At 38.5% G+C, this 25,572-nt stretch carries 20 protein-coding genes and 1 pseudogene; 11 read left to right on the forward strand and 10 right to left on the reverse strand.

Features of this window, described 5'->3' with window-relative positions; all coding sequences use genetic code 11:
- Nucleotides 1-143 precede the first annotated feature (143 nt).
- The 4 genes and pseudogenes from A6E06_RS05475 to A6E06_RS05490 all read right to left on the reverse strand — a co-directional run.
- Nucleotides 144-1,772 carry a methyl-accepting chemotaxis protein gene (locus tag A6E06_RS05475; RefSeq protein ID WP_065593186.1) on the reverse strand — a complete coding sequence of 543 codons (1,629 nt, stop codon included), beginning with the start codon at nt 1,770-1,772 and terminating at the stop codon, nt 144-146.
- A gap of 180 nt (nt 1,773-1,952) precedes the next feature.
- Nucleotides 1,953-2,198, reverse strand: coding sequence for a DUF2164 domain-containing protein (locus A6E06_RS05480; protein ID WP_065593185.1), 246 nt, complete (start codon nt 2,196-2,198; stop codon nt 1,953-1,955).
- 9 nt (nt 2,199-2,207) lie between these two features.
- Nucleotides 2,208-3,524, reverse strand: coding sequence for an MATE family efflux transporter (locus tag A6E06_RS05485; protein ID WP_065593184.1), 1,317 nt, complete (start codon nt 3,522-3,524; stop codon nt 2,208-2,210).
- Nucleotides 3,525-3,673: 149 nt separating this feature from the next.
- Nucleotides 3,674-4,480, reverse strand: a pseudogene (locus tag A6E06_RS05490) (aromatic amino acid lyase); the annotation flags it as partial.
- Nucleotides 4,481-5,079: 599 nt separating this feature from the next.
- Between A6E06_RS05490 and A6E06_RS05495 the strand changes: the two are divergent.
- Nucleotides 5,080-5,751 (forward strand): class I SAM-dependent methyltransferase, encoded by a 672-nt coding sequence (locus A6E06_RS05495; protein WP_083190282.1) that lies wholly within the window; start codon nt 5,080-5,082, stop codon nt 5,749-5,751.
- A 66-nt stretch (nt 5,752-5,817) separates the two neighbouring features.
- Here the strand turns inward: A6E06_RS05495 and A6E06_RS05500 are convergent, their stop codons facing one another.
- The 5 genes from A6E06_RS05500 to A6E06_RS05520 all read right to left on the reverse strand — a co-directional run bounded on the left by A6E06_RS05500 (nt 5,818) and on the right by A6E06_RS05520 (nt 12,123).
- Nucleotides 5,818-6,291 (reverse strand): FKBP-type peptidyl-prolyl cis-trans isomerase, encoded by a 474-nt coding sequence (locus A6E06_RS05500; RefSeq protein WP_065593182.1) that lies wholly within the window; start codon nt 6,289-6,291, stop codon nt 5,818-5,820.
- Nucleotides 6,292-6,358: 67 nt separating this feature from the next.
- On the reverse strand, nt 6,359-6,982 hold the full coding sequence (locus tag A6E06_RS05505; protein WP_065593181.1) for a thiol:disulfide interchange protein DsbA/DsbL: 624 nt from the start codon (nt 6,980-6,982) through the stop codon (nt 6,359-6,361).
- A 117-nt stretch (nt 6,983-7,099) separates the two neighbouring features.
- Complete coding sequence (locus A6E06_RS05510; protein WP_065593180.1) at nt 7,100-7,993, reverse strand: peptidoglycan binding protein CsiV; 894 nt, start codon at nt 7,991-7,993, stop codon at nt 7,100-7,102.
- A gap of 89 nt (nt 7,994-8,082) precedes the next feature.
- The gene (mfd, locus tag A6E06_RS05515) at nt 8,083-11,538 is read right to left on the reverse strand and encodes a transcription-repair coupling factor (protein WP_065593179.1); all 3,456 of its coding nucleotides are present in this window, start codon (nt 11,536-11,538) and stop codon (nt 8,083-8,085) included.
- Nucleotides 11,539-11,553: 15 nt separating this feature from the next.
- Nucleotides 11,554-12,123: a hypothetical protein gene (locus A6E06_RS05520; protein ID WP_065593178.1), complete on the reverse strand. Its 570-nt coding sequence runs from the start codon at nt 12,121-12,123 to the stop codon at nt 11,554-11,556.
- A gap of 176 nt (nt 12,124-12,299) precedes the next feature.
- On the opposite strand from A6E06_RS05520, the gene lolC reads away from it, so the two are divergent.
- The 10 genes from lolC to A6E06_RS05570 all read left to right on the forward strand — a co-directional run bounded on the left by lolC (nt 12,300) and on the right by A6E06_RS05570 (nt 23,783).
- Nucleotides 12,300-13,508 carry a lipoprotein-releasing ABC transporter permease subunit LolC gene (gene lolC / locus A6E06_RS05525; RefSeq protein ID WP_065593177.1) on the forward strand — a complete coding sequence of 403 codons (1,209 nt, stop codon included), beginning with the start codon at nt 12,300-12,302 and terminating at the stop codon, nt 13,506-13,508.
- A complete protein-coding gene (gene lolD, locus A6E06_RS05530; protein WP_065593176.1) occupies nt 13,501-14,217 on the forward strand; it encodes a lipoprotein-releasing ABC transporter ATP-binding protein LolD in 717 nt (238 codons plus the stop codon). Before lolC ends, lolD begins: the two co-directional genes overlap by 8 nt.
- Nucleotides 14,217-15,461 carry a lipoprotein-releasing ABC transporter permease subunit LolE gene (gene lolE / locus A6E06_RS05535; RefSeq protein ID WP_065593175.1) on the forward strand — a complete coding sequence of 415 codons (1,245 nt, stop codon included), beginning with the start codon at nt 14,217-14,219 and terminating at the stop codon, nt 15,459-15,461. Before lolD ends, lolE begins: the two co-directional genes overlap by 1 nt.
- Before the next feature lie 221 nt (nt 15,462-15,682).
- Nucleotides 15,683-17,041 carry a hypothetical protein gene (locus A6E06_RS05540; RefSeq protein ID WP_065593174.1) on the forward strand — a complete coding sequence of 453 codons (1,359 nt, stop codon included), beginning with the start codon at nt 15,683-15,685 and terminating at the stop codon, nt 17,039-17,041.
- Nucleotides 17,034-18,359, forward strand: coding sequence for a glycosyltransferase (locus A6E06_RS05545; RefSeq protein ID WP_065593217.1), 1,326 nt, complete (start codon nt 17,034-17,036; stop codon nt 18,357-18,359). Before A6E06_RS05540 ends, A6E06_RS05545 begins: the two co-directional genes overlap by 8 nt.
- A gap of 5 nt (nt 18,360-18,364) precedes the next feature.
- Nucleotides 18,365-19,435, forward strand: coding sequence for an HlyD family secretion protein (locus tag A6E06_RS05550; protein WP_065593173.1), 1,071 nt, complete (start codon nt 18,365-18,367; stop codon nt 19,433-19,435).
- Nucleotides 19,436-19,587: 152 nt separating this feature from the next.
- The gene (zwf, locus tag A6E06_RS05555) at nt 19,588-21,090 is read left to right on the forward strand and encodes a glucose-6-phosphate dehydrogenase (RefSeq protein ID WP_065593172.1); all 1,503 of its coding nucleotides are present in this window, start codon (nt 19,588-19,590) and stop codon (nt 21,088-21,090) included.
- The gene (gene pgl / locus A6E06_RS05560; RefSeq protein WP_065593171.1) at nt 21,087-21,803 is read left to right on the forward strand and encodes a 6-phosphogluconolactonase; all 717 of its coding nucleotides are present in this window, start codon (nt 21,087-21,089) and stop codon (nt 21,801-21,803) included. The genes zwf and pgl overlap by 4 nt, the downstream gene beginning before the upstream one ends.
- Before the next feature lie 40 nt (nt 21,804-21,843).
- On the forward strand, nt 21,844-23,292 hold the full coding sequence (gene gnd, locus A6E06_RS05565) for a decarboxylating NADP(+)-dependent phosphogluconate dehydrogenase (protein ID WP_065593170.1): 1,449 nt from the start codon (nt 21,844-21,846) through the stop codon (nt 23,290-23,292).
- A 242-nt stretch (nt 23,293-23,534) separates the two neighbouring features.
- Complete coding sequence (locus A6E06_RS05570; protein ID WP_065593169.1) at nt 23,535-23,783, forward strand: DUF3297 family protein; 249 nt, start codon at nt 23,535-23,537, stop codon at nt 23,781-23,783.
- 192 nt (nt 23,784-23,975) lie between these two features.
- On the opposite strand, the gene A6E06_RS05575 is transcribed toward A6E06_RS05570, so the two are convergent.
- Entirely contained in the window at nt 23,976-25,343 is a 1,368-nt protein-coding gene (locus A6E06_RS05575; protein ID WP_065593168.1) for a YjiH family protein, read from the reverse strand.
- Nucleotides 25,344-25,572 lie beyond the last annotated feature (229 nt).

The following is a 25,572-nucleotide window of genomic DNA, read 5'->3' on the forward strand; positions in this document are numbered from 1 at the left end:
TGACTTTATAATGAGCGCTTTGTATCTGCGATTCTAAATATTGATCTTAGTTATGCTTCTGGCGAGTGTTTAGGTTTAATTTAGGATAAAGAAGGTGGGGATAATGCGGCAAGGAGATTACCTTACCGCGTTATTAAGTAACTTTATAGTTTAAAGAACGCTAATTGCTCTTTTTGTTGTTCAGCTAAACGAGATAGCTCGTTACTTGCACTTGCACTTTGACTAATGCCTGTCACGTTTTGGTTTACCAGTTCAGACATGTTTACTACATTACGGTTAATGTCTTGAGTTACTTGAGATTGCTCTTCAGCAGCTGTGGCAACTTGAGTGTTCATATCATTAATCGCAGTAATTGATTCCGTAATACTAACTAACGCGTCACTTGCTTTTGTTGTTAACTCTTTATTTAATTCAAGTTTATCAAGGCTTGCTTGCATACTATCATTAGCGAGACCTGACTGTTCTTGCAATGATTCAATAATGGTTTGTATTTCTTTTGTTGAATCTTGAGTTCGAGCAGCAAGTAAGCGAACCTCGTCAGCAACGACGGCAAAACCTCGGCCAGATTCACCAGCTCGAGCCGCTTCAATTGCGGCATTCAATGCTAATAAGTTAGTTTGATCCGAGACACCACGGATCACTTCAACGACGTTATTAATTTGCTCTGATTGTTCTTTTAAGCGATTAACAACGATAGCGGCATCGGTTAATGCATTCGCCATGTCTTCACTTGCTTGATTACTTTGAGTAAAAATATCAAGACCAGTTTGAGCTAGTTCACTTGTATCTCGAGCTGTTTTATCAGCAGATAATGCATTATCACTTACATTATCTGCTGTGCTTGATAGTTCATTTACCGCAGAGGCAACTTGTTCTATTTCACTGAGTTCTTTTTGTGAATTTGTTTCAGCTTCTGTCATAACTGCTGCTAATTCTGTTGATGCAGCTGCGACATCTTCACTAATGCGAAAAAGAGCTTCAACCGTTGTTTGTAGTTGAATCGCTGTCGTATTGATATCTTTACCTAATTCAGCAATTTCATTATCACCATTTACATCAGCACGGACAGTTAAATCTCCCGCAGCTAAACGACGTATGATTAATTGGATTTGTTTAACAGGAGTAACGATAAGGCCAGACAACCACCATGCACCAATCATTGAAATGACAAATACGGCTAAAATAGCGAAACCAGCATTCAATTTAATTTGAGTGTTTTTCTCATAGCTTTCTTTCATGGCAGTGTCAGAAAACTTATTTACTTGTTGAGAAAGGTGGTTGATAGATTCAACCATGCTGTTACCAATATTTCGATATTGAGAGATCAACGTTTCATAATTATCTGTAACAGTAACGCCGCTTTCTTTCTTGTTTAAGAAATCAACAATCTTATGTGAAAATTGAACATATTCATTAATGTTTGAGCTAACTTGTTTTACTTCACTAGCAAATGTTTTTCTTGCCGCGATGTCATTAAGCAAGCCATCAATAATATTGGTTTTGTTTCTTAATTCGTTGGTAAAGTTATCTCGACGATTTACATCATAAATAGCATAAACAGCATTGATACGTAATGGATAAATAATATCATCTACTTTAGCTAATTGGTCTTTGTAAAAAACAAAAGAATGGGTATTACTTGCTATGGTATTTTGTTCTTTTTCTAAAGTCGAAGCGGTAAAACCGAGAGAGATAAATAAGGCCAAAGCAGTAAGAATGACAGGTAATAGGATTTGAATACGTATAGACGTATTTTTTAAAGAAAATTGCATTGAAGCCTCTTAAATTTGAGATTGACGTAAACAATATGGAGTTTATGTTATATTTTCTCAAATTTTAGACTTTTATCACAGTTTTGTCGATAAGAATTGTAACGGATTGTGGTTTTTTGTCTTTTAAAGTTGATTTATCAGTTAAAAATTTGTTCTGAATTTGGATGTGCATCAGTGATATTAATTCTCAATCATTTCAATCTCATAGATTTCATCAGCGATATCTTGTGTTTTACGCTCGATAATTGTTTGAGCATCCGCTAAGCCTTGATTATAAAACACAGGGCCAGTTTGTTTGATAATAAAATCTAACAAAAACTCACCATCAAACTGACCTAATTCCATATCGAGTTCTTGTTCAAAATAGCCTTGAAATTTGTGAATTAATTCATCTCGTTTATTTTTTGGTATCGTAATGGTGGTCATTCTATGTCCTTAGCGGTTATGTTTTTTTTGAAGGTTATGAACGGCTTTATTGTACATTATCCACGCCATTATCCCTGCCATCGTATTACCCACTAATGCACCCATGAATACACCATGTAACCCAAACAAGGTTGAACCTAGCCATATCATCGGTAAGAAACAGGCAAAAAGTCGCAGTATAGAAATGGTTAACGCTCGCATTGAAACCCCAAGCGCATTACAAACAGACACCATCAACATACAGATACCCAAAGAACTGAGGCTGATCGGAACCCACATAAGATAGGCCTGAATAACGCTGATTACATTACTGTCAGTGCTTAATAGGTTTGCTAAGGGTTTGGCTACAATGAATAACAAGATAGCAAGGCCGATCTGCCACGTTAATACAAACTTAGCGGCAATACGGATCAGCTTTTGAATATCATCGAACTGTTTAGCGCCTAGCATCTTTCCGACCATTGGTGGAATCGACATGGTTAACGCAAGTACAACAACAATAGCAAAAAATTCGATACGAGAAGCCATTGCCCAACCAGCAACCGCCGCTGCGCCAAATCCTGCAATGATTTTAGTCGCCATCATTGAAGAGAGTGGTGGCAATAATTGGCTCATCATCGCGGGTGACATAACAGCATTCAATTCTTTAATCGATTGAGCGATTGGCAGATCATGCCAAGAAAAAGAAATCCAATGACGTTTGAAAATAGAAGGAAGAATAATACAAAAGCCAATACTGAAAGAAAGGATCGTTGCCCACGCTGCGCCGTTTAACCCGAGATCAAAATGAAAAATAAAAATAGGGTCTAAAATCATGTTTAATATACTGGTGATTACCATCATTAAACCGGGTAACTTGGTGTCTCCGTTTGCTCTACACACACTGTAAGCAAAGTAAATCATAGCACCAGTCCAACAGCTTGCTAACCAAACCGGCCAGTAGCTATCAATAACGGGGAAAACATCGGCTTGTGCTCCCAGCAACGAGAGAATAGGCCCACGAGAAAACCAAATAACCAAGCACATAGTGAATACCATTACGGCACCCAGAATTATGACTAATCCGCCTAATTGTTTTGCTTTTTGAGGTTGTTGGGCGCCAAGAACTCGGGCAATAACGGCTGTCGTTGCTATGCCTAACCCAACTTGCAGGCCAATAATTACCATTTGTAATGGCATGGTAAAACCTTGAGCTGCAAGGGGTAAAATACCTAGTTGTCCAATGAAGGCACTGTCGACTAATTGAAAGCTCATTAAAGAAAGTACACCAAACATCATTGGCCATGTCATTTGAAAAAGCTGTTTTGAAAGAGAAGGGGTTGGCATGATTATGAGGTGCTCAGTAAGTATTGATTGGTCATTGTACTGATTATAGAGCAAGACACAAATTCAGAAAGAAGATAGTAGAAAAAAGCCCTTATTAGCGAATCGACTTCGGTTTAAATAAGGGCTAAGTTTATCTGTTATTTATAAAATCAAATACTTGGCAATAATGATTCAGGCATTAGTTGATTGTATGTAGCCTCTAGCAATAGGGCGTTTGCTTTGGCAATGTCTGGTGCGAAATAACGGTCTTTGTCATAAAAATCGACACGTTCACGCAGCATAGCTTTTGCTTGTTCTATTTTTTCTGAGCTTTTGTTTGGAGCTCTGAAATCTAACCCTTGAGCCGAAGCGAGCAGTTCGACGGCTAATATCCCGCGTGTATTTTCGGCCATATCCCCTAAACGACGGGCTGCAAAGGTTGCCATTGATACGTGATCTTCTTGGTTTGCAGACGTTGGTAAACTATCAACAGAAGCAGGGTGAGCAAGGCTTTTGTTTTCACTGGCTAATGCCGCTGCGGTGACTTGCGCGATCATGAAACCTGAGTTTACTCCGCCGTTATCCACTAAAAATGGCGGTAATTTACTTAACCCACTGTCAATGAGGAGTGCCATTCGACGTTCAGACAAACTGCCAATTTCTGCAATGGCTAACGCTAGATTATCCGCAGCCATTGCGACAGGCTCTGCATGAAAGTTACCGCCAGAGATAATGTCGCCATCTTCTGCAAAGACTAAAGGATTATCCGATACAGAGTTTGATTCTATCTCTAATGTATCGGCAGAGTTTCTGATCTGTTGTAAACACGCGCCCATCACTTGAGGCTGACAACGCAGTGAATAGGGATCTTGTACTCGTTCACAGCATTGATGTGATAAACCAATCTCACTATGTTGTGCTAATAAATGACGATAGCCTAATGCGGCGTCCATTTGACTACGATGCCCACCAACACGACCTTTGTTACGAGAAACGCCTTCGTCACACGCAAAGCCAATAAGGGTGATCCCATGGATAGATGAGTGAGTTAAAGGCGTTATTTTTTGATGCCAACGTAAACCGAACTCACCATCTTCGGAATCAACTCTGCCGTGCCAAACGGACATATCAATCGTATGACAATCAATGAACCCAGGTGTGACTAAAGCATTACCACAATCAATAACATCAGGATGACCGTGAAATATCTCGGGGCAAGAGTGGCCAACGTATTCAATTTTTCCATTTGTTACGCCTACCATTGCATCTTGGATAACTTGATAGCCAGCGTTTTGGTTAAACAGATCTGTCTTCATTGTGACTAGGTTAAGATTCGTAAAAATTCTATCCATGAGCATCTGCCTATGTAAATTAACGGATAAGTTAATATGTATATACAAATAGATAATCTTTTTTATTGGTTAAGACAAGGTAGAGTGTAATGGAGTTGTGATCAAAAGAGCAATTATTGACCATTAAATGTCCAGTTTTGAGAAGATACTACGCGTCAAAGAGGGGGGGGCATCTATCTAAAATAATTTAATAATATTTATACGGTGTAGGTAACGTTAAGCGGGTGAAAAGCAGAGCGGGTAGGAGTACACTCTCTGAAAATAAAGACAGAGCAGGTAACGACGTGCATTTATTAGATAGGCTGACGATTCGCCTTTTTCATGATGAAAGACAAAAACAATTCTCAGGTGATCACGCGAGAAGTTTAGGCTGGAATTCGACTGAGTCTCAGTTTTTACGTTTTAAAACGATAGCGAATGCATTGAGTTTTGAGAATAAGCGCGTACTTGATTTAGGTTGCGGCTATGGTGATCTTAAAACCTTCTTGGACATGAGTTGTCGTGTGAAGTCTTATGTTGGGATTGATCAACAATCAAGTTTTATTAAACAAGCCAAGAAACAGTTTGAGCAGCAAGGTAATTGTGAATTTATTAAAGGGGATTTTTCTTCTGGAAAATTACCTAATGCCGATATCGTAGTGGCGAGTGGATCGTTAAATTACCGTGCGAGAAACAAAACCTATCATGCTAAAGTTATCCGCGATATGTATGAAAAAGCGGAAGAGGCTGCCATTTTTAACTTGCTAGATAGTAAATACGTTAAGAATGGCCGATTATTAGAAGCTCATGATCCAGAACAAGTGCTTAATTACTGTTTAAGCTTCTGCCCAAACAGCCAGTTAATTAAAGATTATTCAGATGAAGATTTTACGATAGTTATGCGTAAAAAATTCTAGACAGTTAAGATGAAAAAATGGCTAATCAAAGGATTAGCCATTCTATAATTTTCAATTTAGAAATAATTATTTAAAATCTAATAATTCAACTTCAAAAATCAAAACTGAACCCGGCTGGATAGAGCCTGCAGAGCGATTACCATAAGCTAAGTTACTTGGAATAAAGAAACGCATCTTTTGGCCAACAACCATCAATTGAACACCTTCCGTCCAACCTTTGATTACTTGTCCTAAGCCAAATTCAATTGGCTCACCACGCTCTACTGAGCTATCAAATACATTACCGTCAATTGTTGTACCGTGGTAATGCACTTTTACTTTGCTTTTTGCTGTAGGGTGCTCAGTGCCCGTACCTTCTTCAAGTACTAAGTATTGAAGACCTGATGCCGTTGTCTGAACGCCTTCTTTAGTTGCATTTTCAGCTAAAAATGCATTTCCAAGTTCAATGTTTTCTTTTGCAGCTTTTGGGTTGTTTACAAAGTGTTGAAACAACATATAACCAAGAACGATAAATGCAATAGTGATGATGATTTTAGACACAATATTTCCTTATATAGACACCAACTGAGATAAGTAATAATGACTTATCTCTATTGATATTAGTTAATTACTTTTCTAGTAGGTAACGGATAGTTTCAGCGATTTTCTTAGGATCGTCATGACCACCAATTAACACGTTGTATTTGCCGTTAACTACAAAAGTTGGAACAGAACTGATACCTGATTGCTCAGAAAGCATTTTTGCATTATCTACTTTTTTGATCAGAATATCACGCTGCTCTTCATTAAATTCGTAAGGACTTGTTAGGCCTCGAGAGGTAAATGCTGTGGAGTATGCTTCTTGCTGTTGAGTCAGTGTGGTTCCGTCACCCATTTGTGTTGCTGCAAATAAGTCTTCCATAAACGCGTGGTCAGGAGTGCCTTCTACCTGCATTTCTGCTGCGTAGTAGAACATAGCAGCAACATGAGCGGATTGGTTAAACGTTATGTGCATTTTACTGATATCAGTGCCTGCTTCTTGGCTGATCACAGGTAAAAAGTTTTCCATGTTACGGCAGTGGCCACAAGATAGGGCAAAAACTTCAGTTACTGGTGCAATTGAATCTGTAGGTAATGTGGTAGAAAGCACTTCATATTGAACGCCTTCTTTTGGTTCGTTAGTATCGCCACATGCTGTTAAAAAAAGAGCTGAAGAAAGAACAAGTAACAATGGTTTGATAATGGATTTCATGTGAATTCTCATAGGTTATTATTTCGAGTGAAAATAGCATGATTTTAAAAAAGTAGAAATAAAATAGGACAACAATTGTTGTCCTATTTAGTAAAACTATGTAAAGAAATTACGATGTTATACTTTACGCACTTGGATGATCATGCCCATTAGTGGGTGATCAATATAGTGAGTTTCACCACTGCGCATTTTACGTCTTTCTTCCATGCGGTAAGATTTTAAAAACTCTTTAATTTCAGTTTCCGGAGTTACGTCTTCTAAATGGCCTAACTGAACATCCGCATTTGGATCTTCAATTGCTGTCGATTCAGTAGACAGTTCTGCGGTTTCCGTGGTTGTTACTTCGTCAGAAGAAGTAGAGGTTGTTTCTGTAATAACGTCTTTTTCTTCTTTTGGTGTGCTGACGATAAATTCGTGTTGACCAGGAACTTTAAGATCTAAAATCGTATTTACGTATAGGTAATGTTGAACGTAAACTTGCATTGTTCCATCTAACTCAAGAAGAGGGCCAGAAGATGGTGTTGCTACTGTTGTATCTGCCTCAAGAGTTTCTGAGCCTTCAATAAGCGCAGGTTTTGGTGCGTCTAAAGGAACCAGTGATAAATCAGCGTTTGCATCTTCAATCGTTCGACCATCAGCAACAAAACGATCAGAGAAATCTTGTCCTGCTTGAATATGGAAAATAGGAGAACGAGATGAGCCTGAATCACCTTGGCGCCAAGCAACATGTACTAACGGCTTAAATCCAGCGTGATTTTGCAGTTTAGTATAAGCTTCATTTAACTTGTAGTAGCCAGAAGGAAGTAGTGATGCACCATTACTGTTCATCATCTTTTTATCGCGATATGAGAAAGCACGATCTAAATTGATAGGCGCAAGAATGTCAGGCCAAGATTCTTGATAAGAAGATGGCTCTACATTGCGTTTAAAAATGATGACTTCGACGTCAAATTGACGAGCAAAAGAAGGCCAGCTTGCCAGTAAAATTAACGCATAAATTATTTTTTTCATTCAAACTCCAGTGAAATGGTTCTTTAAAGTCTTGGTTGTCCATAATCAAGACCAAAAATTAGTATTTTCTTATTATTTAAATCTAATAGTTAGATTCTATTTTCGTAAAACAATTTGAGCAAGTCCATTACGTATTTAATTCGCACTTGTCTCTCAGTTAAGTCTTTTATAAATTTAACCTTGGTTGGGCCATCTAGCGCAAAACCGGTTGGATCTTTTTGCAATAATGACACAAGGAACATAGGGTTTATGTCAGCGGTAGGTTCAAATTCAATATAACCACCATTACCATGTGCTTCTAATTTCTTCACTTTTAATGACGCAGCAAGCATTTTAACTTCTGAACTAACCAGTAGAGTTTGAGTTGCTTCTGGTAATGATCCAAAGCGATCGATAATTTCTACTTTAAGTTCATCTAATTCACCATTGCTTGTCACACTCGCAATTCGCTTATATAAAGATAAACGCGTGTTTACATCCGGAATGTAATCTTCTGGAATTAATGCAGGCAAGCGCAGTTCTACTTCTGTTTGCTCACGTAATAGGTCATCAAGTGAAGGCTCTCTGCCTTCTTTTAATGCTTCTACCGCTTGCTCTAGCATTTCCATGTAAAGGGTAAAACCGACAGATTGTATCTGACCACTTTGACCATCACCCAGTAATTCACCAGCGCCACGAATTTCTAAATCGTGTGTTGCTAGAGTAAAACCGGCCCCTAAATCTTCAAGAGATGCGATAGCATCTAAACGTTTAACGGCATCCTTACTAATAGATTTTGGGTGTGGGGTTAATAAATACGCATAAGCTTGATGGTGTGAGCGACCTACACGACCACGTAATTGGTGTAGTTGTGCTAAACCGAGCTTATCGGCGCGATCCATGATAATGGTGTTGGCAGTTGGAACATCAATACCGGTTTCAATAATCGTTGTACAAACGAGAACATTGAACCGCTGATGATAAAAATCACCCATGATGCGTTCTAATTCACGTTCGCGCATTTGACCATGAGCTAAGGTAACTCGAGCCTCAGGGATCAGTTTTTCAATCTCTTCAGCGGCGTTCTGAATCGTTTCTACATTGTTATGCAGAACATACACTTGCCCACCACGTTTGATCTCACGAAGAATCGCTTCTTTGATCACGTCATCCGCTTTTTCACGCACAAAGGTTTTAATTGCTAATCGACGAGCCGGTGGTGTGGCGATGATGGATAAATCACGCATTCCACTCATTGCCATATTCAACGTTCTTGGAATTGGCGTTGCCGTTAACGTTAGAATATCAACGTCCGAGCGCATCGCTTTGACTTTTTCTTTTTGACGCACACCAAAGCGGTGTTCTTCATCTACAACCAGTAAGCCAAGATCTTCAAACTTGATACTGTCTTGCAGTAATTTGTGTGTGCCGATTAGGATATCCACTTTCCCTTCCGCAGTGGCAGCTAATATGTCTTTTTGCTCTTTGGCGGATTTAAAGCGAGACAACACTTCCACTCGAATTGGGAAGTTAGCAAAACGATCTCGGAAATTCTCAAAATGCTGCTGCGCAAGTAGAGTGGTAGGAACTAATACTGCCACTTGCTTTTCATTGTGCGTTGCTAAGAATGCTGCACGCATTGCCACTTCTGTTTTGCCAAAACCAACGTCACCACACACGAGGCGATCCATTGCTTTGGCTTGGCACATATCAGATAATACATCGTTAATGGCTATTTCTTGGTCGTGTGTTTCTTCAAACGGGAAGCTTGATCTGAAATCAGCGTAAGCATTACGATCTTGCTTAAAGGCAAAACCAGGTTTAATGGCGCGCTTTGCGTAGACATCAAGTAATTCAGCGGCCACGTCGCGCACTTTTTCAGCCGCTTTACGACGGGCTTTACTCCACGTTTCACTGCCTAATTTACTGATTGGTGCTGAATCGTCTGCGCCCGCAGAGTATCGGCTAATGAGATTTAAAGAAGAGACAGGAACATACAGCTTAGTTTCGTTTAGGTATTCTAACATCATGTATTCAGCTGGCATATCGCCAACGTCTAATGTTTGAAGCCCCATGTAACGTCCAATACCGTGATCGATATGAACGACTGGCTGTCCAATTTTCAGTTCAGCTAAGTTACGGATTAGTGTATTGCTGTTGATTGATTTGTTATCACCACGACGGCGACGTTGAATTACTCGCTCACCCAGTAAATCGCTTTCACAAATAAAGGCAACACATGGATTTTGAAGAATAAAGCCGTGTTCAGCCGAGCCAATAACTAAAGTTGCTTTATTTTTGTGCGTAACCGCGTCAGTCATTGAATTACAAATAGCTGGCTTTAACTTAATACGAGCTAGTAATTCAAGTAACGCTTCACGACGACCTTCAGATTCAACAGAGAAGATAACCTGACCACTGAATTTCTCATAGAATTGACGAAATTGAGCGAAGGGTTCTTTATTTTGGTGCTGAATTGCAATCTCTGGTAATTCTAATAAATCAGGATTAAATCGACCTGCTTTTTCTATTTCGGCTTCTTTAGATAACTTAACTCGTGGGTATTGTTTGAATAAACCAAACATATCCGTCGTTTGAAGCCACAGCTCATTTACTGGAAGAAGAGGGCGTAATGGATCCACTCGACGTTGATCATAGCGGTATTCAGCATCGGCTAAGAAATCATTGGCTGCTTTTTCTATATCACCAATAGTAACCAGTAATGTGTTATCTGGCAGGTAATCAAACAAAGTTTCCGTTTCATCAAAGAACAGCGGTTGCCAATATTCGATACCCGCAGGCCAAGCGCCTTTGCTGATCTGTTGATAAACCGACTCTGGCTCACGACGTGCATCAAAGCGTTGGCGCCAGCGAATACGGAAATCTTCAATCGCTACATCATCGGTTGGAAACTCATGCGCAGGCAGTAGGTTGATTGATTTTACTTCTTCAATAGTACGTTGGTTATCAGGGTCAAATTGACGAATGGTGTCAATTTCATCATCAAAAAAGTCGATACGATACGGGTGTGCATTACCCATAGGGAATAAATCAAGAATAGAACCTCGGCTTGCGTATTCACCGTGACTCATTACTTGGTCAACGTGTAAATAACCGGATTTTTCTAGCTGTAATTTTAGCTTATCAAACGATAGGTGATCACCGACGTTTACAACTAATGCGTGCTTGTGTAAGAAAGATTGCGGTGATTGACGTTGCAATAAGGTACTAACAGGAACGATTAGCGTGCCATCTTTTTGCTGAGGCAAATGATATAGGCGTGATAAACGGTCAGAAATGATGTCCTGATGCGGAGAAAAACTGTCGTAAGGAAGGGTTTCCCAATCAGGAAAAACCTCTACTGAATGTTGGCTAAATTGGTTAATTTCATTTTGTAAACGAAACGCCAATTGCGGCTCAGTAACCGCAACCACGACAGGACCAGTGTGTTGTTGCTCAATCTCTGCAATTGCAAGTGCTAGAGAAGAACCCGTTAAGTTACCAACAGAACGAGTGTCGTTCGCTTTTGTCGGTAATGTTAATGACAGTAAGTTTTTTATAGGCATCAGGATATTCAGTTATTAGGTTAAGTTTCGTTCTAGGGCGCGAAGTTTTAGCACTTTTTGTTGCTGGAACAGCGCGGCTTTGATCAGTAAATCTTGGTCAATATCACGAAGGAGATCATAACTCATCTCAATCGTATACCCAGTATCAGTCTGAGTACATTGTGTTACTTGAGCATAGCAATAAATTGCAGAAGGTGGATGCTCAAGGAACAGTTTTACTTTGGCTTTTTGAGTAAGAGTTAACGCGACCTTACTTTCGTAGGTGAACTTACTTGCTCCAAATGAGACTGTTTTATGACGATAAGTTTTATTATCTTGTTGAATTAACAGATAAGAGAGCAATAAATTGAGTTTTTGATTTTGATTATTAAGGTAATTAGCTAAACGTTTACCGTCATCTAATTTTAAGAAAGAAAGTTCGTTTTCAGAAACATCATCGAGTGAGCTACATTCTTGGGCAACTCGAAATGGTGCAGGGATCTCGCGTTCAAACGTTACTGTATCAGGTAGTGTCGTGTCTAAAGCAAGAGGCTCAACATTGATGGTTAAATCGTAATGAACTGAAAAGTATTCATCATGTGACATAAGTGTCCCTTTATTTATTATTATTCTCTGATTATGGCGAAGTCACTGGGTATCAGCAAGTGTTTAATATGTAACTTTGAGTAAGAGTAGAGTAAAAAAAGGAATAAATACCAGTATTTTACGTGATAGAATGAAAACATTGTTATAGCTTGTAATAAGTGTGATTGAGAGAGTTTATGTTTCATCCAGTATCAGTGTTTATAGGATTGCGATACTTAAGAGGGCGTTCGGGCGATAGATTCAGCCGTTTTATCTCTTATATGTCTACAGCAGGTATCACCATTGGAGTGTTGTCTTTAGTGACGGTGTTATCTGTAATGAATGGTTTTGAAGCACAACTAAAAGATCGTATTTTAGGGGTATTACCACAAGCGGTGATTTCAAGTGCTGATGATCAAATCACACCATCAGATGATGAAAGAAATTACGTCGCAAGTTTACCTCATGTCACTCAAGTTACCCCGGTTGTTCGTGGCGAAGCTATCATACAAAGTGCTCAAGGTTTAAGTGCAGGAATACTCGTCGGGATTGACCCTAATGAATATGATCCTATTGCTTATGAATTAGTTTCAGGTAATGTGCGCCAGCTTAAAGCCGGTGAATATGGCATTTTCTTAGGTTCAAAATTAGCGCGTGAGTTGAATGTTAGGTATGGTGACACTGTGCGTATTATGGTGACCAATGCCAGCCAATATACACCATTAGGGCGTATTCCAAGTCAACGTAATTTTAAAATTGTTGGTGTATTTAATACAGGTTCTGATGTTGATGGCCAGTTAATGGTGGCGAACATTCAAGATACCGCTCGATTGATGAAGCTAAAAAAAGGCAATATTACAGGGTGGCGCTTATTTTTTGACGACCCGTTCCAGGTGACTGAATTAGCAAAGCTGCCTTTAGAAAATGATATGACATGGAGTGATTGGCGTGATCAGCGCGGTGAATTATTCCAAGCGGTAAAAATGGAAAAAAATATGATGGGCCTAATGCTTGGTCTGATTGTTGCCATTGCTGCATTTAACATTATCTCTGCACTTATTATGGTGGTGATGGAGAAGCAAGCTGAAGTCGCGATATTAAAAACACAAGGTATGACAAGTAATCAAGTACTTTCTATTTTTATGGTGCAAGGTGCAAGTAGTGGGGTGATTGGGTCGCTTGTTGGGGGGGCGTTAGGTGTACTGTTTGCCAGTAATATTAACGTTATTCTTTCTACATTTGGTCTGTCTCTATTTACCGTTGGTGGCTCTTTACCTGCACAGGTTGAACCGTTGCAAGTTTGTGTAGTGATTATTCTAGCAATTTTATTAAGTTTATTAGCGACTGTATTCCCATCTTATCGAGCGGCAGTCGTACAACCAGCAGAGGCATTAAGATATGAGTAAGCCATTATTAGTTTGTCAGGGTATTCATAAGGTTTACCAAGAAGGAACAATGGAAACTGAAGTGCTAAAAGGGGTTGATTTTCAGATTAATGAGAGCGAATTGGTGGCGATTGTTGGGTCATCAGGCTCTGGTAAAAGTACGCTACTACATATTCTTGGCGCTCTTGATGAACCAACTGGCGGTACCGTTCGCTTTCAAGAACATGAATTGACTAAACTCAGTGCTAATAAACAAGCTAAGATCCGTAATCAACACATTGGTTTTGTATACCAATTCCACCACCTTCTTTCTGATTTTAGTGCGTTAGAAAATGTCGCAATGCCGTTACTTATCGGCGGGGTCAATAAGAAAGAAGCGGCGAGAAGAGCGACAGAGTTGCTTGAGAAAGTCGGACTTGCTCATCGGATTGAACACCGTCCTTCTGAACTGTCAGGTGGTGAGCGTCAACGTGTGGCGATTGCACGTGCGTTAGTCAACAAGCCTGCTTTAGTTCTTGCTGATGAACCAACAGGTAACTTGGATCATAAAACAGCATTAGATATTTATAATTTAATGCGAGAATTGAACCAAGAATCAGGCACTGCCTTTTTAGTTGTTACGCATGATAATGAATTAGCTGGAAAATTAGATAAACAGTTAAGTATGCAAGATGGTCGATTTATTACAGAAACGATTCGCTCAAACAGTAATCAAGAGCAGGAGGCGTAATGTTTTCACCGCTTTCTCTTTTTATTGGTAGTCGTTTCGCTCGTGCAAAGCAGCGTAATAAAATGGTGTCGTTCATTTCTATCTCATCAACCCTTGGTATCGCTATCGGTGTTGCCGTTATTATCATCGGCCTTTCTGCGATGAATGGTTTTGAACGAGAGTTACAAAATCGTGTATTGTCTGTTATTCCTCATGCAGAGCTTGAAGGCGTCAAACGACCAATTGATGATTGGCAAACTATGATGAGCCAAGCCAAACAACACCCTAAAGTAACGGGTGCTGCACCTTATGTTCGGTTTACGGCGTTATTAGAAAGAGGCAGTAAACTAAAAGCGGTTGAAGTTAGAGGGGTTGAGCCTTTATTAGAAGCTTCGGTGTCTAAGTTACCTCAATTCATAGATAAAGACGCTTGGGAAAAATTTGAAGCGGATCACCAAAGTGTGATTTTAGGTAAAGGTGTAGCTGATACTTTAAATGTTAAGGTTGGCGATTGGATCACGGCGATGATCCCGGATGAAAATAGCGATAAGCAGCTGCGTTCACCAAAGAGGCAACGACTGCAAGTAGTGGGTTTACTCTCATTGGGTGGGCAAGTTGATCATGGTTTAGCGATTGTTCCTCTAAAAGATGCACAGCAATATATCAATTTAGGTGACAGCGTCACTGGTGTGTCACTGCAAGTGAGCAGCGTTCTTAATGCTCAAGATATTGTTAGAGAAGTCGGTGGAACACTAACTGAATATGTTTACTTGCGCAGTTGGATTCAAAAGTATGGCTATCTATACCGAGACATTCAATTAGTACGTTCTATTATGTACCTTGTCATGGTTTTAGTGATTGGAGTTGCCTGTTTTAATATTGTGTCTACGTTAATGATGGCAGTAAAAGATCGCTCTGGAGACATTGCTATATTAAGAACCATGGGCGCGAATGATGGGTTAATTAAACGTATCTTCGTATGCCAAGGGATCTTCTCGGGAGTAACAGGCAGCTTAGCGGGTTCAGCTCTTGGTTCATTTGTGGCATTAAATTTAACGCCCATGATTAAGGGGGTAGAGTCACTAATAGGGCACCAGTTTTTATCCGGTGATATCTATTTTGTTGACTTTTTACCATCAGAATTAGTGTGGAGTGATGTGGCTATCGTAACGGGAACGGCCATTATTTTAAGTGCCATTGCGACATGGTATCCAGCCAGAAGAGCAAGTCGATTGCATCCCGCAGAGGTATTAAGCGCCAAGTAACGATCACTTAAATGGTGGTATTGTTAATTGTATTTGTGCGTAACTAGAGACCGTTTAATTATTATTCAGACTGTTTTGTTTGAAAATTAATTAAATGGTTTTTTTTGTGCTAAAGAAAAATACTTCACTATACTTATAAAATAATAATTACAAGTATCTGTATTTTGTTGGAGGAGAGCACTGAGGTTTGTAATGGTATAAATACTTTATGGAGTTATTGTATGGAGATAGAAAAAAATAACCATATATCAGCGTATGCCATTGGTAATGATATTCCTATTACGAGTAATGAACTGACGCTAATATATATTAATAACTTAGAAGAATTAACATTATTAACCCCATCAATTCTTATACTTTGCTTAAATCCAAAGCAGCAAAACCAGATACTTAAGACATTGCATTCTGATTATTCAGTTTGGAATTGTACCATCTATGTTCTACAAGAAAGTACCTTGAGCCCGTATTTATCTGATGGCGTCTTTGAACCTTCCAATCTTGATGAACAATGGCAACGGCATTTACATAAACTGACCCTTGTTAAAGAAGCCCCCATTGATAAATTACTCGCTTGGTTATGGCTTGGGGCTGATCGTAAACTATTGCCTTTATGTCAAAGTGAACGAACTGATCTGTATTTTTATCCTTTATTAGCGTGTTATTTTGGTGACGATTATGAACCTTACCATTATTTACAATTAGAAGAAAAAAGAGGGTATTTAGAAAAAGAAAAAACCATAGATAAAATTAGACTATGTACTTTTTGTCATAGTGGGCATTTAAACTATATTGAAACTTGTCCTGATTGTAAAAGTACTAATATTGAGGAGTCGACATCATTACATTGTTTTACTTGCGGGAAAGTTGATAGAGAAGAGCACTTCTTAAAGCAAAGTATATTAGCGTGTCCTAATTGTTTTACTCAATTACGTCATATTGGCGTTGATTATGATAGGCCATTAGAACTCTATAAATGTGGGGATTGCCAACTCGCCTTCTCCGAATCTCTTGTTCGAGCTCGTTGTCTATCGTGTTTTACTATTAATGAAGTGAATAACCTTATTGCTCGTCCTATCAGTCAGTTTAAGGTCGGCGAGCAAGTTAAAGATCTTATGCTTTATGGGGGAAGACCCGTTGAACAAGCGCTTACGTTAAATAGCCTAATCGATAAAAACTCATTTCATAATTTATTGGTATGGGTTAATAAACTTGCGATAAGACATAAGCAAAGCCATCTTTTAGTTGGAGTTAAACTGTCAGGCGTTGATGATTTCTCTCAGACATTTGGTGAAGTTAAACGTTTACAACTTATTGCTGAGATATCCAACCATTTTAATGGTTTATTAAGAGATACCGATATTTGTTGTCAGTACAGTTCTGAATTAATGTTGCTTTTAATGCCGATAACGCCGATTGACTCTATTGGTATTATTGAGAAAAAAATCGCTGATATTTCAGCGGACATTGAATCGGATTTAATTACATTACATATTTATGCTTGGTCACTTCCTGCTAAGTCATTAACTCATAGTGCATTGACTTGGTTAAATGGTGTATTGGATGGGGTTGACGATGAGTGAGTTCCAGCATGTACTAACCTTAATTTTAGGGACATTAACTAATTATTGGGAGCTTATTGCTACCTTTTTACCTATTATGTTGATTGTGGAAGTACCACTGTTGTTGTTTGTCTTTATTGGTGTTTTACATTGGTCATGGAAAGACAATCAGATAACAGAGACGACTTACCCTCCTATAAGCTTCATTATCACCTGTTATTCTGAAGGCCATGGAATTGAAAAAACAATCAATACCTTACTTGAGCAAATATATCCGAGTCCAATAGAAATACTGATTGTTATTGATGGTGCTAAACAAAATAAATACACCTATGCCTCAGCGATGAAATATGTAGCCAATTCAAAGCAAAAGTCATTATCTCGAAGAAATAAAACAGTCAGATTATTACCAAAATGGCAGAGAGGAGGAAGAGTATCGACATTAAATACAGGGTTATCAGAGGCAAGATATAATCTTATTATTAATGTTGATGGTGATACATCTTTTGATAATGATATGGCACTTAAAATGGCCAAATCTTTCCACTCTCAAGATGTAATCGCATGTGGTGGAGCATTAAGGGTTAGAAATCATAACGATAGTTTCTGGACTAAAATGCAGGCACTAGAGTACATGATGTCAATGCAAACCAGTAAAACAGGAATGGCAACATGGGGTTTACTTAATAATATATCAGGTGCGTTTGGTGCGTTTAGAAAGCCAATATTAAAACAGGTGGGTGGTTGGGATACTCACACCGCAGAAGATTTAGATTTGACGATGAGATTAAAGCAATATAAAAAACGGTACCCAAATCTTGAGTTGAATTTTTCACCGCGCGCAATAGGGCATACCGATGTCCCTGATACTTTTAAAACATTAATAGATCAGCGACTACGTTGGGATGGGGATCTTCTGTTTCTTTATTTAAGAAAACATAAGCAAGGGTTGAATCCTAAGCTCTTGGGTTGGCCAAGTTTTTTATATCTACTCTGCTACGGGGTTCTTCAAGCGGTACTTTTCCCGATTCTAATTACGTTATTTAATATCTATTTATTTCTTTTTTATCCCACCACTGTTGTCTTAGCAGTGTTGAGTTGTTTATATGTTGTCTATTTGGTTTTTGTAATAATCACATTTTTGGTTTATATGTTTCTAATTTCAGAACGGATAAAAGAAGACCGTGAAATGATTTTATGGTTATTTATTTATCCTTTTTATGCCTTATTTATGCGAGTGGTAACCGCATTTTCAATGATAAATGAAGTCGTTAGGCGAAGTCATGAAGAATCTAGCATGGCTCCATGGTGGGTACTTAAACGCGGAAAAAGGTTTTAGTGATTATGGACGTTAAATTTCATTTAGATAAAAAGAAAAATCCCACATCAGAAAAAGGAATGAAAGTGATGTATGGTAGCGAGAAGCGGGGCGGTTATCGTATACGATGGTATTTGATCTTAGCTATCATTTTTAGCCCAATTATCTTCATGATTTATACGTTCGCTAAGCTGCATTTATTTACGACTGCGCTTGGGATAATAACGACGGGTCCTGTCGTAATAACAGCGACTCAATCTGGTATCGTCGATGTGATTGATGTTAAAGACAGCGAGTTTGTATTAGAAGAACAACTGTTGATAACATTAGAAACGCCAGTTTTAGAGGAAGAAATTGCTTTCATTGAAAATGAACTGGAGATGTTGGCGTATGAGAAGAAAGAAAAAATAACCGAGGATTTTTCACCTTATATCTCTGCAATTAGTGCAGCTAAATTGAATTTAGCAAAAATTAGAACAATTAAAGGAAATTATGATAAATATGCCAATGAGGGAAAAGTATCACAAGTTGATTATGCTTCGATTATTGGGCTTTATAATACAGCTCAAAATAACTTAACTAATGCTTACATCGCATTAAACCAAGCTAAAATTGCGCAAAAGCAAAGGTTAGTTGCTGGTGGGATAGCACAAGTAACAAGGCAACTAAATCAAAGCCTAACAACTAAAAAAAACCAAATAAATGAATTGCTTATAACTGCACCTTATATGGGAGTGGTTATTGATATTAATACCTTATTGGGACAACAGGTTAATGTAGGTGATCCTCTCGTTACGATATCACCTGATGTTGCTCCTTATGTGATTAGTTATTTAGAACCCAAACATATTGAGAAGGCGACATTAGGAACTCTTGTCACCGTGACTCTACCTAATGGTAAAAAAGTGGATGCAAGGGTTTCATCCTCTATAGGATTAACGTCGAAACTTCCAGCGCAGTTAGCAAAACCATTTGAAGGAACAAAAGCATTACTGAAAGTAAAAATAACCTTTGTCGGTGGGTTACTCGAACATGAATGGGTTGAAGGCATGCCGGTAGAAGTTTCTTTTGATCATTGGCATCTTCCTAAAAATTAATGTCATTAACTTAGGATAAAAGCCGCAGTTTAATTATGGGCACTTGATCGTTCGGTTTTGCCTATCAATATAATAACTAAAATTGATTAGTAAAATTACGTTATTGTTTCTATTATAGATAAATACTTTGATGTCTACCGGATAGAAAAATAATGACAATATCGGACAACAATACCATTGTAATTTTTGGGGCTTCTGGTGATCTCACGTACCGAAAGCTTATCCCCGCTCTATATCATTTATACGCTAGCAATCAACTCTCTGATTCTTTCTCTATTTTAGGCGTTAGCCGAACTCAATATGATGACGAGTCATATCGAGAAAAAATGAAGAATTCTCTGCAAGAAATGGAGAAAACAGATCCTGAAACATTAGTTAAGTTTTGTGAGCATTTGCATTATCAAGCGTTGAACACTTCAGACGTTCAAGACTATGGTCTGTTGGTGACAAAGTTAGATTTATTAGCTGAAAAATATCAACTAGAACAGCAAAATACGCTTTTTTATTTAGCAACACCACCAAGTCTTTATGGTGTAATCCCATCATGCTTAGCTGCTCATGGCTTGAATGATGAATCAAATGGCTGGAAGCGTTTAATCATTGAGAAACCTTTTGGCTACGATTTAGCTTCTGCATTGCAATTAGGTAAAGATATTCATAAGCATTTTGAAGAGCATCAAATCTACCGTATTGATCATTATTTAGGTAAAGAAACGGTTCAAAACTTATTGGTATTACGATTTTCTAACGTGATGTTTGAACCTCTGTGGAACCGTAATTTCATTGAATACGTAGAGATCACAGGTTCAGAGTTTTTAGGTGTAGAAGAGCGTGGTGGTTATTACGATGGCTCTGGTGCTATGCGTGATATGTTTCAAAATCATCTGTTACAAGTATTGGCAATGGTTGGTATGGAATCACCTTCAGCGATAAATGCAGATGCAATGCGTGATGAAATAGCAAAAGTGCTGAAAAGTTTACAACCTATTTCAGATGATGATTTAAGAAATAACCTCGTTTTGGGTCAATACACTGAGTCTGAAGTAAGAGGTAAGTTCTTACCAAGTTACCGTGATGAACATGGCGTTGCTGATGATTCACGAACAGAAACGTACGTTGGTTTGAAAATGTTCATTAACAACTGGCGTTGGAATGGGGTTCCTTTTTATGTTCGTACTGGTAAGCGCCTTCCAACTCGTGTCACTGAGGTTGTTGTTCACTTTAAGAAAACACCGCACCCAGCGTTTGCAGCAAATGCGCCAGAAAACAAATTAGTGATCCGAATTCAACCTGATGAAGGGATCCAAATGCGTTTTGGTTTAAAAGAGCCGGGTTCTGGCTTTAAAGTAAAAGACGTATCAATGGATTTTCATTATCAGTCATTAACTGAAACAACCATGTTAACGGCATACGAGAGATTACTCTTAGATGCGCTAAACGGTGACGCAACACTTTTTGCTCGCAGTGATGCGGTAAATGCATGTTGGAAGTTTGTGCAACCGATACTAGATTTTAAGCAAGATCCTCAATCACTATTTGGCTACGCTTGTGGAACGTGGGGGCCAAAAGAAGCGGATCAATTGTTAGAGCGAGACAATCGAGCATGGCGCTTTCCTTGTAAAAACTTAACTGATACGGATTATTGTGAATTATGATAAATCATCAAATATTTCAAACACCGGAACAAGTTGTGGTTAGCCTTGCTGATGAATTAAAAGCGTTAAGTGAGCAAGGTAAACCAGTGCATGTATCACTTTCTGGTGGCAGTACGCCTAAGATGCTGTTTTCATTGTTAGCATCTGAATCATACGCAAAGTCTATTCAATGGGATAACCTCCATTTTTGGTGGGGGGATGAACGTTGTGTTGCACCGGATGATACAGAAAGTAATTATGGCGAAGCGAACGAGTTGTTGTTTTCACATATCACAATTCCTGAAGAGAATATTCACCGAATTCAAGGTGAAAATGACCCAGAAAAAGAAGTGATTCGTTTTGCACAAGAAATGCGTGATGTCATTCCGCAACAAGACGGTATTCCAGTATTTGATTGGATCCTATTAGGTGTTGGAGCTGATGGTCATACGGCCTCTTTATTTCCAAACGTTACCGATTATAGTGATTCAAATCTTACTCTTGTCGCGATTCATCCAGAGTCAGGTCAGCGTCGAGTTTCAAAAACAGCCAAAGTATTGCAAGCCGCAAAACGTATTAGCTATTTAGTTTTAGGTAAAGGCAAGGCAGACATCGTACACGAGATTAATACAACACCAGCAGAACAGTTGTCCTATCCGGCAGCAAAGATCCAATCAACCATGGGTCGAACTGAGTGGTTTTTAGATTTAGATGCAGCAGCGCAAATCATTTAATAAATAGAGTGCTTGCACAATACAAATTTTGGAGAAATATATGAAAGGTGATATCGGTGTAATCGGCTTAGCAGTAATGGGCCAAAACCTTATCTTAAATATGAACGATCATGGTTTTAAAGTAGTTGCTCATAACCGAACCGCGGCAAAAGTAGATGAATTTTTAGAAGGTCCAGCAAAAGGAACTAACATTGTAGGGGCTTATTCTTTAGAAGAGCTAGTTGAGAAGCTAGAAACGCCTCGTAAAATTATGTTAATGGTTCGTGCTGGTGATGTTGTTGATGCCTTTATTGATAAGCTTGCTCCTTTACTAGATAAAGGCGACATTATTATTGATGGTGGCAACACGAATTTCCCAGACACAAACCGTCGAGTTGCAGCATTAAAAGAAAAAGGCATTTACTTTATCGGTACCGGTGTTTCTGGTGGTGAAGAAGGCGCGCGTTTTGGCCCTTCAATCATGCCTGGTGGATCACCAGAAGCATGGCCATTTGTAAAACCTATTTTCCAAGCTATCTCTGCAAAAACAGAGAATAATGAACCTTGTTGTGATTGGGTTGGCAATGACGGTGCTGGTCATTTTGTGAAAATGGTGCATAACGGCATCGAATATGGCGATATGCAATTAATTACAGAAGCGTATCAGTTCATGAAAGACGGTTTAGGCATGACGCATGATGAGATGCAATCTGTCTTCATGGATTGGAATGAAACCGAACTAAACAGCTATTTGGTTGAGATAACAGCAGATATCTTAGGTTATAAAGATACTGATGGTGAGCCATTAGTTGAGAAAATTCTTGATACCGCGGGACAAAAAGGCACAGGTAAATGGACGGGTATCAATGCACTTGATATGGGCATACCATTAACGTTAATCACAGAATCTGTTTTTTCTCGCTGCTTATCTGCATTGAAAGATCAACGTATAGAAGCGGAGCAATTATTTAGTAAAACAATTACTCCAATTGAAGGGGATAAGACCGCGTGGATTGACGCATTACGTCAAGCGCTGCTAGCTTCAAAAATTATCTCGTACGCACAAGGTTTTATGTTGATGCGTGAAGCGTCGAATGAAAACGGTTGGGATTTGAATTACGGTAACGTAGCGTTAATGTGGCGTGGTGGTTGTATTATTCGTTCTGCTTTCTTGGGTAATATTCGTGATGCGTATGATATCGATCCGGAATTGTCATTCCTGGGCTCAGACAGTTACTTTAAAGGGATTCTAGAAGACAGTTTATCTGCATGGCGTAAAGTTGCATCTAAATCAATGGAAGTTGGTATTCCAATGCCTTGTATGACATCAGCATTAACATTCCTAGATGGATATACAACCGCTCGTTTACCTGCAAATCTATTACAAGCTCAGCGTGACTACTTTGGTGCGCATACGTATGAGCGTTTAGATAAACCGAGAGGCGAGTTTTTCCACACGAATTGGACTGGTAAAGGTGGCGATGTTTCATCAACAACATACAATTCTTAACGTACATTTAATAATTAGATAAAATCAAAGCCAAGTGTTTAAGACTCTTGGCTTTTTTGTGAACACGAGTTTAAATAATAGAAAGTTGCATCCAGATAGGTTCTATCTAAAGTGATAATTATTACTTTTAAATCAATCTATTAAATAATTAATTATATCAACGCAATTTATTCCTGATGCGCTTGAGAGTTGGCGTTATATTGTCTACAATGGCGCACTTTTATTTTCTATAGGTCACGAATATGAGCGACATTAACGCACAACCAGCTTTACCAGATCACCTTTCAGGTAATCCTCGCAGCCCACATCATGTGGCAGAATGTTTTGAACACCATATTGGTATTCGACTTAATGGTAAAGAGCGTACAGATGTTGAAGAATACTGCATCAGTGAAGGTTGGGTAAAAATTCCTTCTCCAAAAGCATTAGATCGTCGTGGTCAACCTCTTATGATTACCCTAAAAGGTACAGTTGAAGCTTTTTATAAATAAGAAAGTAGATACGAATAAATAATCATACAATCAGTCGTTATTTCACTGATAATGTTATTCCCAAAAGAGTCTAAAGAAATTTAGGCTCTTTTTTTATGTTTAATAAATGAAGCTAAGCAATAATGATTAGACATAAAAAAGGCGAACTTTAAAAGTTCGCCTTTGAAAATGTTAACTAAAGTGTATCACTGATTAAAAAATCAAATGAGCCATACCAGCAATAACAGGTAACGTAATCAATGTACGTAGAATGAAGATTGCGAACAACTCAAAGATGTTGACTGGAATTTTACTACCAAGCAGTAATGCACCCACTTCAGACATATAGATAAGCTGTGTTACTGACATTGCAGCGATAACAAAACGAGTCATCTCACTATCAATCGATGCTGCGATGATTGATGGTATGAACATATCAGCAAAACCAACAACAATTGTTTGCGATGCTTCTACCGCATAAGGAACACCAAGTAATTCTAAGAAAGGAATAAAAGGTTGACCCAAGGTAGAAAACACAGAGGTGTATTCAGCGATAACTAAAGCAACGGTACCAAGTGCCATTACGACCGGTAATACACCAAAAACCATATCAACTGCGTTTTTAACGCCTTCACCAAATACACTTCTAATAGAGGTTACTTTTGATGCTTTATTCATTGCTTGCTCAAGACCCCAAGAGAAAGTGGTATAACCTTCAGGGATAACTTCAGCATCTGCAGCACGTTCTGTACCATCGATGAATAAATCTTTTTTACGGCTAAGAGGAGGTAAGCGAGGAATAATGATTGCCGCAACAACACCCGCTAAACATACTGTTAAGTAGAATGGTAAGAAGTAACTTTCTAGTTCAACTTGTGCGATAACTACTAAGCTAAAAGTAATTGAGACTGCAGAGAATGTAGTACCAACGACGGCAGCTTCACGTTGAGTGTAAAACTTTTCTTCGTATTGTTTGCTGGTTAAAAGGATACCAACAGAGCCATCACCTAACCAAGAAGCCATACAGTCAATTGCAGAGCGGCCAGGTAAATTAAATACAGGGCGCATTACTTTACTTAGAAGAGCACCAAAGAGTTCAAGCAATCCGAAGTTAAGTAATAATGGGAGTAGTAATCCTGCAAAAATAAATACAGAGAAAAGTACAGGTAGAAGGTCATTAAGAACTAAACCACCGGTGTTTGGTTCCCAAATAACTTCAGGACCAACCTGAAAGAAAACCATTGCAGCAGCTACGCCACCAATTAAGCGAACCACAAACCAAAGAGGGGTAGGGTTTAGCAAACCAAATAAAAAGGCGTTGTTTGTGATAATGCTAGGCTTGATGATTTTAGCAATAATCGTGATTACAGACATAAAAATAATGATGCCAGTAACCATCGCTACTAAATGCTCACCAAATAATGCTTGAATCGTTTTTGCTAATACAGCAACAGGAATTGTAATATCACCATTGTAAGTGATTGGCGCCATAAACAGGAACAAACCAATTAGTGATGGGATAAGGAACATTAGAAGATTCTTCTTCTTACTCATTTGTGGTATCTCACTTGAATTTTGCATAAATCTCTCGATTACTACTAGTTAATAAAAAGCTAATCCTTAGCATTATTATTCACTAAACTTCCGTATTCATTCAGTAATATGGAGGTTACACTGTTTTATTTTAAAGTGGAATACTATTCATTAAAAAAAAGTAATTATTCACTTTTATCTAGTGTTAACTCATGGTTTTCTCTTTAAATGCAACTTATTTGTTTGGTTTTTGTTAAATTAATGAAATTAAATACAA

It is taken from the genome of Aliivibrio sp. 1S175 (assembly GCF_001690985.1).
Classification (GTDB): domain Bacteria; phylum Pseudomonadota; class Gammaproteobacteria; order Enterobacterales; family Vibrionaceae; genus Aliivibrio.

Excerpts from the sequence above, each read along its gene's own strand:
- lolC (WP_065593177.1), top strand. The coding sequence starts at position 12,300 with ATGTTTCATCCAGTATCAGTGTTTATAGGATTGCGATACTTAAGAGGG.
- pgl (WP_065593171.1), top strand. The coding sequence starts at position 21,087 with ATGATAAATCATCAAATATTTCAAACACCGGAACAAGTTGTGGTTAGC.
- lolE (WP_065593175.1), top strand. The coding sequence starts at position 14,217 with ATGTTTTCACCGCTTTCTCTTTTTATTGGTAGTCGTTTCGCTCGTGCA.
- A6E06_RS05540 (WP_065593174.1), top strand. The coding sequence starts at position 15,683 with ATGGAGATAGAAAAAAATAACCATATATCAGCGTATGCCATTGGTAAT.
- gnd (WP_065593170.1), top strand. The coding sequence starts at position 21,844 with ATGAAAGGTGATATCGGTGTAATCGGCTTAGCAGTAATGGGCCAAAAC.
- A6E06_RS05485 (WP_065593184.1), bottom strand. The coding sequence starts at position 3,524 with ATGCCAACCCCTTCTCTTTCAAAACAGCTTTTTCAAATGACATGGCCA.
- A6E06_RS05575 (WP_065593168.1), bottom strand. The coding sequence starts at position 25,343 with ATGCAAAATTCAAGTGAGATACCACAAATGAGTAAGAAGAAGAATCTT.
- A6E06_RS05550 (WP_065593173.1), top strand. The coding sequence starts at position 18,365 with ATGGACGTTAAATTTCATTTAGATAAAAAGAAAAATCCCACATCAGAA.
- A6E06_RS05480 (WP_065593185.1), bottom strand. The coding sequence starts at position 2,198 with ATGACCACCATTACGATACCAAAAAATAAACGAGATGAATTAATTCAC.
- A6E06_RS05545 (WP_065593217.1), top strand. The coding sequence starts at position 17,034 with ATGAGTGAGTTCCAGCATGTACTAACCTTAATTTTAGGGACATTAACT.
- lolD (WP_065593176.1), top strand. The coding sequence starts at position 13,501 with ATGAGTAAGCCATTATTAGTTTGTCAGGGTATTCATAAGGTTTACCAA.
- A6E06_RS05505 (WP_065593181.1), bottom strand. The coding sequence starts at position 6,982 with ATGAAATCCATTATCAAACCATTGTTACTTGTTCTTTCTTCAGCTCTT.
- A6E06_RS05520 (WP_065593178.1), bottom strand. The coding sequence starts at position 12,123 with ATGTCACATGATGAATACTTTTCAGTTCATTACGATTTAACCATCAAT.
- A6E06_RS05475 (WP_065593186.1), bottom strand. The coding sequence starts at position 1,772 with ATGCAATTTTCTTTAAAAAATACGTCTATACGTATTCAAATCCTATTA.
- mfd (WP_065593179.1), bottom strand. The coding sequence starts at position 11,538 with ATGCCTATAAAAAACTTACTGTCATTAACATTACCGACAAAAGCGAAC.
- A6E06_RS05510 (WP_065593180.1), bottom strand. The coding sequence starts at position 7,993 with ATGAAAAAAATAATTTATGCGTTAATTTTACTGGCAAGCTGGCCTTCT.
- A6E06_RS05570 (WP_065593169.1), top strand. The coding sequence starts at position 23,535 with ATGAGCGACATTAACGCACAACCAGCTTTACCAGATCACCTTTCAGGT.
- zwf (WP_065593172.1), top strand. The coding sequence starts at position 19,588 with ATGACAATATCGGACAACAATACCATTGTAATTTTTGGGGCTTCTGGT.